General features: G+C 65.5%; 1 protein-coding gene. It reads right to left on the bottom strand.

Annotated features, from left to right (window positions below; genetic code table 11):
• Positions 1 to 22: 22 nt before the first annotated feature.
• A complete protein-coding gene (locus tag FRZ44_RS11520) occupies positions 23 to 9,760 on the bottom strand; it encodes a Calx-beta domain-containing protein (RefSeq protein ID WP_151177324.1) in 9,738 nt (3,245 codons plus the stop codon).
• Positions 9,761 to 9,782: the final 22 nt, after the last annotated feature.

Genomic DNA, 9,782 nt, shown 5'->3' with positions numbered 1-9,782 from the left:
GGGCCCTGGGTCGAACCGCTGTCTAGGAGTGGTTGACCGTCGCCGCGCTGCTCACCAGCACGTACCCGTCTTCGTTCGTGCCGGCATCGGTACCCGACGTCACATGGACGAAGAGGGTATAGCCCGCCGGGATGCCGGTAGCGCCCGGTGCACTCAGCCAATGATCGCTGGCACCGCTATTGACCAGGTTGACCGTGTCGCCCGCGTCGGCATCGATCCGCAAGGCCTTCGCGAGATCGTAGGTGTGGGTCGGCTGACCCGTCACCGCGCCGCCCGGATCCGCGGTCCCCGTGGTGGCCATGTCGACCAGGTCGTTGATGTTCAGCGACAGGGTCTGGTTGCCGGCACCGCCGGTCTCCGCGTTCAGGATCGAGATGCTCTCGATATTCTTGAAGTGACCATCCAGGGACGCGTTGGTCAGGTCGATCGAGCTGTCGAACTCGAGGATGTCGCCGCGGTTGCCGACCGTCAGCAGGTTGTTGCTGCCGTTGGCCCCGCCATCGACACGATCCAGCGAGTCCGCGTGGAAGATGTCGTTGCCGTTGCCGCCGATGAGCGTATCCGCCCCGCCCCCGCCGGTCAGCGTGTCGTCGCCATTGCCGCCGTCGAAGTAGTTGGCGGAGGCGTTGCCGGTCAGCGAGTCCGCACCGGTGCCGCCGATCACCCCCTCCATATTGAAGAGGCGATCGACGATCGACCCACCGGAGACCGTCGAGTTTCCACTGGCATTGAGCGTGACGGTGATACCGGTCGCCTCGTCCGAGAAGTCGGCGATGTCGAACCCGTTCCCGCCGTCGAGCGTGTCGTTGCCGGGGCCACCCTGGAGAACGTCGTTGCCGTTGTCGCCGGTCAGGCTGTCATTGCCCTCGCCGCCGATCAGCAGATCGTTGCCGTCGCCGCCATTGAGCGTGTCGTTGCCATTGTTGCCGACCAGCACGTCGTTGCCTTCGAAGCCCTGGATCCTCTCATTGTCGGTGTCGCCGACGATGATGTTGTCGAGACCGTTGCCGACGATGGACGACCTATTGGTCGTGTCCACCGCAACCGTCGCCGTGTCGCTGAACGTCGTCGACGTGCCGGTGTAGCTGAAGCTGCTGTTGTCGGTGTCGATGACGACCCCGCCGGCCACCAGGGACGCTCCCGCTCCGACCGCCGTGATCGAGATCACGTCGCCGTCACGGTCGTTGTCGTTCCAGAGCAGCCACTTGCTGTCGACGGTGAAGGTGCCGTTGGCGGCGTCCGCACCGCTCGCCACGATGAGGTCGTCGTCCCGCACGATCGGCGCGCTGTTGGCGGGCGTCACATTGATGGTGATCGTGCTGCCGGCCTCGTCTCCGTCTCCGTCATGCAGGGTGTAGTTGAACAGCTCGGGAACCGGGTTCGCGAGTCCTGTCGCGACCAGGAAGGTATAGGCGCCCGTGATCATGTTCACGGCCATGGTGCCTTCGTTGGTCGTGAAGGTCAGCACCCCACCGACGAAGGTGAAGGCATGCGCGGTGCCGGTGTTGACCACCGCGTTGGTGCCGTTGAAGGTGTAGATCGAGCCGTTGTAGCTGATCACCTTCACATAACCGCCATCGGCGCCCATCTTGGTGCCGTTGTCGGTGATGACGTTGCCGGTCACCGTATTCGACGCGGAGTTCGACAGGGTCTGGGCGAGGTCGCCCAGATCCGACACGGCCTGGCCGTTGCTGTTGGCGCCGACCACGCCGTTATAGGCAACCGGATCGAGGTTCCCGACAGTAATGCCGGAGCCGATGCCGATGGCGAAGGCGTTGATGTGGTTGGTGTTCAGGAAATTCGTCCAGACATTCTCTTCCGTCGCCTGGATGCCGTTGCCCTGATCGCCCAGCACCGGCCAGGACGACGAAGAGGTCGGATCGCCGTCCGAGATGAAGTAGGCCACGTTCTGGGTCGACGGGGTGTTGAGCTTGCCGCTGTCGGTGAAGGACGTCATCGCCTGCTGCAGCGCGGCATCGTAGTTCGTGCTGCCGCCCGCCGAGACGCTCGCCAGGAAGGTCTTGGCCTGGTCGATCGTCAGCCACACGCTGCCCTGCTCCGACGCGCTGCCGGAGAAGAGGACGATCTGGACCTTCACGCTGCCGAGACTGCCATACTGCTCGAACAGCTCGTTGATGGCCGCTTTCGAAGCCTGAAGGCGATCGAGGCCCTGGAGACCGCTGTCGTCGGTCATCGAACCCGAAACGTCGAGAACCACCATCAGGTTGGTGTCGACCGAGCCGGCCGCCGCCACCGTCTTGCTCTCGGCATGAGCATCGGGAGCGTCGTCGCCGATCGTCACCTTGAGGGTGCCGTTCGCCGTGTCGCCGCCGACATTGTCCTTGATCGTGTAGCTGAAGGTCAGCTGCAGATCGTCGGTGTGGCCGCTCTGGTTCGCATCCGGATGGTCGATCGCACCCAGCTGCTCGAACTTGTAGGCACCGGTCGTGACGTTGGTGATGTCGAGCTTCGCCACCGTCTCGCCGTTATGCACGCCGCCGCTGACCGTGCCCGTGAGGGTCAGGCCGTTGTTGGACGAGACCCAGACCACCGGCTGCCCGCCCGAGGTGAGGTTCGGGTGCGCCGGGTCGCCGCCTTCCGGATCCGCGATCGCGACGGTGGTGCTCCACACGAAGGGCGCAGACGCCGCCTGGCCATCCCCGCCGAAGGTGTAGGTCAGGTTGCCGGTGGCGATTTCGTCGTTGGAGACAGCATTGGTGCCGGCGGCAAAGCTGCCGACCGCCTCGACGCCGTCTTCCAGCACGGAGCAGGTATCATTGCCACCGACCGGGATGTTCTTGTCGTTGTCGATGATGTTGGTCGTGACCGTCGAACTGCCGCCGATCGTGCCGGTGCTCTGGTTCGAGATCTTGACCTGATAGTCTTCGGTGCCTTCGACAATCGTATCGTCGATGGTATGGACCGAGACCGTCTGCGAGGTCTGGCCGGCTGTAAAGGTCAGCGTGGTCGAGACCGCGCTGTAGTCGGTATTTGCGGTCGCATCCGGTGTGCTGTTGCCAACCGAAGAATTACCGGTATCGACCTTGATGGTGGCGGTCTGACCGGGTGCCAGCGTGGCGCCGTCATAAGTCACCGTGTAGAGGGCATCGCTGCCTTCATTGACGGTGGTCTGCCCTGTGATGTGCCACTGCAGGCTGTTGGTCTGGTCGATGATATTCGTCGACGCCGTACCCGGAGCCGAGGTGCCGATCGAGGGGTTGATCGTGACCTGATAGTCCTCGGTCCCTTCAACCACCGTGTCGGTGTTGGTGTGCACCGTCAGCGTCTGCGACGTCGCCTGGCCGCCCGTGAAAGTCAGAACGAACCCGTCACGAGTGTTGTAGTCGGTGCCCTCGGTCGCGTTCGGGGCCGCATTCGCCGAGTCACCCGTCTGGATCGTCACGGTCGCCGTCACGCCCGGCGCCAGCGTGGCACCGGTGTAAGAGACGGTGTAGTTCGCGTCCGAGCCCTCATTGACCTGGCTGTCGCCGACGATGCTCCATACCGGACCCGTCGTCTGGTCGATGATGTTCGTCGACGCCGTACCCGGAGCCGAGGTGCCGATCGAGGGGTTGATCGTGACCTGATAGTCCTCGGTCCCTTCAACCACCGTGTCGGTGTTGGTGTGCACCGTCAGCGTCTGCGACGTCGCCTGGCCGCCCGTGAAAGTCAGAACGAACCCGTCACGGCTGTTGTAGTCGGTGCCCTCGGTCGCGTTCGGGGCCGCATTCGCCGAGTCACCCGTCTGGATCGTCACGGTCGCCGTCACGCCCGGCGCCAGCGTGGCACCGGTGTAGCTCACCGTGTAGTTCGCGTCCGAGCCCTCATTGACCTGGCTGTCGCCGACGATGCTCCACACCGGACCCGTCGTCTGGTCGATGATGTTCGTCGACGCCGTACCCGGAGCCGAGGTGCCGATCGAGGGGTTGATCGTGACCTGATAGTCCTCGGTCCCTTCAACCACCGTGTCGGTGTTGGTGTGCACCGTCAGCGTCTGCGACGTCGCCTGGCCGCCCGTGAAAGTCAGAACGAACCCGTCACGGCTGTTGTAGTCGGTGCCCTCGGTCGCGTTCGGGGCCGCATTCGCCGAGTCACCCGTCTGGATCGTCACGGTCGCCGTCACGCCCGGCGCCAGCGTGGCACCTGTATAAGAGACGGTGTAGTTCGCGTCCGAGCCCTCATTGACCTGGCTGTCACCGACGATGCTCCATACCGGACCCGTCGTCTGATCGACGATGTTCGTCGTCGCCGTGTGCGTGGAAATCACGCCCAGGGTCGGATTGGTGATCTCGACCGAGTAGTTCTCGGTGCCCTCGACCACGGTGTCCGTGTCGGTATGGACCGTCAGGGTCTGCGACGTGCCGCCGCCGCCCGTGAAGGTCAGGACCGTGCCGTCGCGCGTATCGAAGTCGGTGCCTTCGGTCGCCGTGCCCGAATGGGTCTGGATCGTGATCAGCGCGGTCTGGCCCGGCGCCAGCGTGGCACCGTTGTAGCTCACCGTGTAGAGGGCGTTGTTGCCCTCATTGACGGTGCTGTCGCCCTGGATGTTCCAGAACGGGCCCGTGGTCTGGTCGACGATGTTGGTCGTCGCCGTCGGCTGGCCGATCGCGCCGATGGTCGGGTTGGTGATCTCGACCGAGTAGTTCTCGGTGCCCTCGATCACGGTGTCGGTATCGGCATGGACCGTCAGGGTCTGCGAGGTGCCGCCGCCGCCGGTGAAGGTCAGGACGGTGTTGTCGCGCGTGTCGAAGTCGGTGCCTTCGGTCGCCGTCCCGCTGTGGGTCTGGATCGTGATCAGCGCGGTCTGGCCCGGGGCCAGCGTGGCGCCGGTGTAACTCACCGTGTAGAGGGCGTTGCTGCCTTCCGCCACCGAGCTGTCGCCCGCGATGTTCCAGGTGAGGCCCGTGGTCTGGTCGATGATGTTGGTCGTGACCGTCGCGAGACCGAACGAACCCACGCTCGGATTCGCCATATGGACCTGATAGTCCTCGGTGCCCTCGACGACCGTATCCTGGGTCGTGTGGACCGAGACGGTCTGGGCCGTCTGGCCCGCCGTGAAGGTCAGGACCGTCGAAAGCGACGTGTAATCCGTGTCCGCCGTCGCATTGGGCTGGTTGCCGGCCTGGTCGCCAGACGCAACCGTGATGGTCGCGGTCTGGCCGTTCTCGATCGTCGCGCCGGTGTAGCTCACCGTGTAGATCGCGTCCGAACCCTCATTGACCTGGGTCGTGCCGGTGATGTGCCACTGCAGCGGAACGCCGCCATCGACGATGTTGGTCGTCGCCGTCGGCTGGCCGATTGCACCCAGCGTCGGATTCGTGATCTCGACCGAGTAGTTCTCGGTGCCCTCGATCGCCGTGTCGGTGTCGGCATGGACTGTCAGGGTCTGCGAGGTGCCGCCACCGCCGGTGAAGGTCAGGACGGTGTTGTCGCGGCTGTCGAAGTCGGTGCCTTCGGTCGCGGTCCCGCTGTGGGTCTGGATCGTGATGAGCGCGGTCTGGCCCGGGGCCAGCGTGGCGCCGGTGTAGCTCACCGTGTAGAGGGCGTTGCTGCCCTCATTGACGCTGCTGTCGCCCCGGATGTTCCAGACCGGACCCGTGGTCTGGTCGACGATGTTGGTCGTCGCCGTCGGCTGGCCGATCGCGCCGATGGTCGGGTTGGTGATCTGAACCGAGTAGTCCTCGGTGCCTTCGATCACGGTGTCGGTATCGGCATGGACCGTCAGGGTCTGCGAGGTCCCGCCGCCACCGGTGAAGGTCAGGACGGTGTTGTCGCGCGTGTCGAAGTCGGTGCCTTCGGTCGCCGTGCCCGAATGGGTCTGGATCGTGATCAGCGCGGTCTGGCCCGGTGCCAGCGTGGCGCCGGTGTAGGAGACCGTGTAGAGGGCGTTGTTGCCCTCATCGACCGTGCTGTCACCCGCGATGTTCCAGGTCGGGCCCGTCGTCTGATCGACGATGTTCGTCGTCGCCGTGTGCGTGGAAATCACGCCCAGGGTCGGATTGGTGATCTCGACCGAGTAGTTCTCGGTGCCCTCGACCACCGTGTCCGTATCGGCATGGACCGTCAGCGTCTGCGACGTGCCGCCGCCGCCCGTGAAGGTCAGGATGGTGTTGTCGCGCGTGTCGAAGTCGGTGCCTTCGGTCGCCGTCCCGCTGTGGGTCTGGATCGTGATGAAGGCGGTCTGGCCCGGCGCCAGCGTGGCGCCGTTGTAGGAGACCGTGTAGAGGGCATTGCTGCCTTCCGCCACCGAGCTGTCGCCCTGGATGTTCCAGAACGGGCCCGTGGTCTGGTCGACGATCTGCGTCGTCGCCGTCGGCTGGCCGATCGCGCCGATGGTCGGGTTGGTGATCTCGACCGAGTAGTTCTCGGTGCCTTCGATCACCGTGTCGGTATCGGCATGGACCGTCAGGGTCTGCGACGTCCCACCGCCGCCGGTGAAGGTCAGGATGGTGTTGTCGCGCGTGTCGAAGTCGCTGCCTTCGGTCGCCGTCCCGCTGTGGGTCTGGATCGTGATCAGCGCCGTCTGGCCCGGGGCCAGGGTCGCGCCGGTGTAGCTCACCGTGTAGAGGGCGTTGCTGCCTTCCGCCACCGAGCTGTCGCCGGCGATGTTCCAGGTGAGGCCCGTGGTCTGGTCGATGATGTTGGTCGTGACCGTCGCGAGACCGAACGAACCCACGCTCGGATTCGCCATATGGACCTGATAGTCCTCGGTGCCTTCGATCACCGTGTCCGTCACGGTGTGGACCGAGACGGTCTGGGCCGTCTGGCCCGCCGTGAAGGTGAGGACCGTCGACAGCGACGTGTAATCCGTGTCGGCCGTCGCATCGGGCTGGTTGCCGGCCTGGTCTCCGGACGCGACCGTGATGGTCGCCGTCTGGCCGTTCTCGAGCGTCGCGCCGGTGTAGCTCACCGTGTAGATCGCGTCCGCACCCTCATTGACCTGGGTCGTGCCGGTGATGTGCCACTGCAGCGAGACGCCGCCGTCGATGATGTTGGTCGTCGCCGTCGGCTGGCCGATCGCGCCGATGGTCGGATTCGTGATCTCGACCGAGTAGTTCTCCGTCCCTTCGATCGCCGTGTCCGTATCGGCATGGACCGTCAGGGTCTGCGAGGTGCCACCACCGCCGGTGAAGGTCAGGACGGTGTTATCGCGCGTGTCGAAGTCGGTGCCTTCGGTCGCCGTCCCGCTGTGGGTCTGGATCGTGATCAGCGCGGTCTGGCCCGGGGCCAGCGTGGCACCGGTGTAGGAGACCGTGTAGAGGGCATTGCTGCCCTCGGCGACCGAACTGTCGCCGGCGATGTTCCAGGTGGGGCCCGTCGTCTCGTCGACGATCTGCGTCGTCGCCGTCGGCGTTCCGACAGTGCCGACCGTCGGATTGGTGATCTGGACCGAGTAGTCCTCGGTGCCCTCGACCACGGTGTCGGTGTCGGCATGGACCGTCAGGGTCTGCGAGGTGCCGCCGCCGCCCGTGAAGGTCAGGACGGTGTTGTCGCGCGTGTCGAAGTCGGTGCCTTCGGTCGCCGTTCCCGAATGGGTCTGGATCGTGATCAGCGCCGTCTGGCCCGGGGCCAGCGTGGCGCCGGTGTAGCTCACCGTGTAGAGGGCGTTGTTGCCTTCATCGACCGTGCTGTCGCCGGCGATGTTCCAAACCGGCCCCGTGGTCTGGTCGACGATGTCGGTCGTCGCCGTGGGATTGCCGACCAGGCCGATCGTCGGATTGGTGATCTGGACCGAGTAGTCCTCGGTGCCTTCGATCACGGTGTCGCTGTCGGCATGGACCGTCAGGGTCTGCGAGGTGCCGCCGCCGCCCGTGAAGGTCAGGACGGTGTTGTCGCGCGTGTCGAAGTCGGTGCCTTCGGTCGCCGTGCCCGAATGGGTCTGGATGGTGATGAAGGCGGTCTGGCCCGGCGCCAAGGTCGCGCCGTTGTAGGAAACCGTGTAGAGCGCATTGCTGCCCTCAGCGACCGTGCTGTCGCCCTGGATGTTCCAGAACGGACCCGTGGTCTCGTCGACGATCTGCGTCGTCGCCGTCGGCGTCCCGACGGTGCCGACCGTCGGATTGGTGATCTCGACCGAGTAATCCTCGGTGCCTTCGATCACGGTGTCGGTATCGGCATGGACCGTCAGGGTCTGCGCCGTGTCACCGCCGCCGGTGAAGGTGAGAACGGTATTGTCGCGGCTGTCGAAGTCGCTGCCTTCGGTCGCCGTCCCGCTGTGGGTCTGGATGGTGATGAACGCGGTCTGGCCCGGAGCCAGCGTGGCGCCGGTGTAGCTCACCGTATAGAGGGCGTTGTTGCCCTCATCGACCGTGCTGTCGCCCGCGATGTTCCAGACCGGACCCGTGGTCTGGTCGACGATATCGGTCGTCGCCGTGGGGTTGCCCACCAGGCCGATGGTCGGGTTGGTGATCTCGACCGAGTAGTCCTCGGTGCCCTCGATCGCCGTGTCGGTGTCGGCATGGACCGTCAGGGTCTGCGCCGTGGCGCCGCCGCCCACGAAGGTCAGAACCGTGTCGTCGCGCGTGTCGAAGTCCGTGCCTTCGGTCGCCGTGCCGCTGTGCGTCTCGATCGTGATGAAGGCGGTCTGGCCCGGCGCCAGAACGGCGCCGTTATACGAAACCGTGTAGACCGCGTTGTCGCCTTCCGCCACCGAGCTGTCGCCCTGGATGTTCCAGAACGGCCCCGTGGTCTCGTCGACGATGTCCGTGTCCTGGGTCGGATCCACGATCGTGCCGTGGCTCTGGCCCGACAGGTTGACCGAGTAGTCCTCGGTGCCCTCGACGATCGTGTCGCCGAAGATCTCGACCGACACGGTCTGGAAGGTCGCCCCGCCGCCGGTGAAGGTCAGGACCGTGCTCAGAGGGCCGTAATCCGCCCCGCTGGTCGCATCCGGATATTGCGGCTGGTGGCCGTCGCCCGTCGACACCGTGATCGTGGCGCTCTGGCCCGGCGCCAAGGTGCCGCCGGTGTAGGTGACCGTGTAATAGGCGGTCGAACCCTCGTTGCCTTCCGAGATCGCTTCGCGCAGGAACTCCTGGTTGTTCCCCTTCTGGCCGAAGAACGGCTCATGCACCAGCGTGGAGCCTTCGATGTGCCACTGCAGCAGCGCGCGTTCGTCGGGGTTGTTGTCGAGCTTGTCGAGCGGGCCGGTCAAAGGCTCCGGCACGCCATAGGACAGCGCCGTCGGCCCGATCGGGCCCTGGTCGTGCAGGCCGTTCAGCAGGCCCAGCCCCTCGCCCGGACGGAACGAAGCGCCCTGGTTCGCAGCACCGGTGCCGGCCTGGGGGCCGCCGGCAGCCGTCTGCAGCAGATCCTCCAGGGTCGTGCCCGCCAGCGCCAGCACGTCCGGCGCCGTCATATGCTCGCCGCCCTGCACGATGATGTCCGGCGCGTTACCGGCCTCTTCGGCTGCGACGAAACCGACCAGCAGATAGATATGCCCGTCGGGCAGCTTGATCTCGAGATCGCCGCCGACGATCTGGATCTGCGCATCGGCCAGCTGCTGCGGGTCGATCGGCAGGTCGATCGGCTGACCGGCGCTCACATGGATGATGGTGACGTTGTCGCCCGACGGCGGCGTCGCCGGCGGATTGCCCGAGGTCTCCGCGACCTGCGTCTCGCCGACCGCACCGTTCGGCATCGACCCATTGGCCGACACTTCGGTGTTCACTGCCGGGACATCGCCCTCATGCGAAACGGTCGAAGACGAAGTCGTCGGAGTGGCACCGGTGGAACCGGTGCCGACGGTCGGCTGGGCCATATGACGTCTCCCTGAAATAAAC

This window comes from Hypericibacter terrae, assembly GCF_008728855.1.
In the GTDB taxonomy this organism is placed as follows: Bacteria; Pseudomonadota; Alphaproteobacteria; order Dongiales; family Dongiaceae; genus Hypericibacter; species Hypericibacter terrae.
Note: the sequence above shows the minus strand (reverse complement) of the source record. Positions and strands in the feature narration are given on the sequence as shown.

Coding starts and splice junctions, on each gene's coding strand:
- FRZ44_RS11520 (WP_151177324.1), bottom strand. CDS start 9,760: ATGGCCCAGCCGACCGTCGGCACCGGTTCCACCGGTGCCACTCCGACG.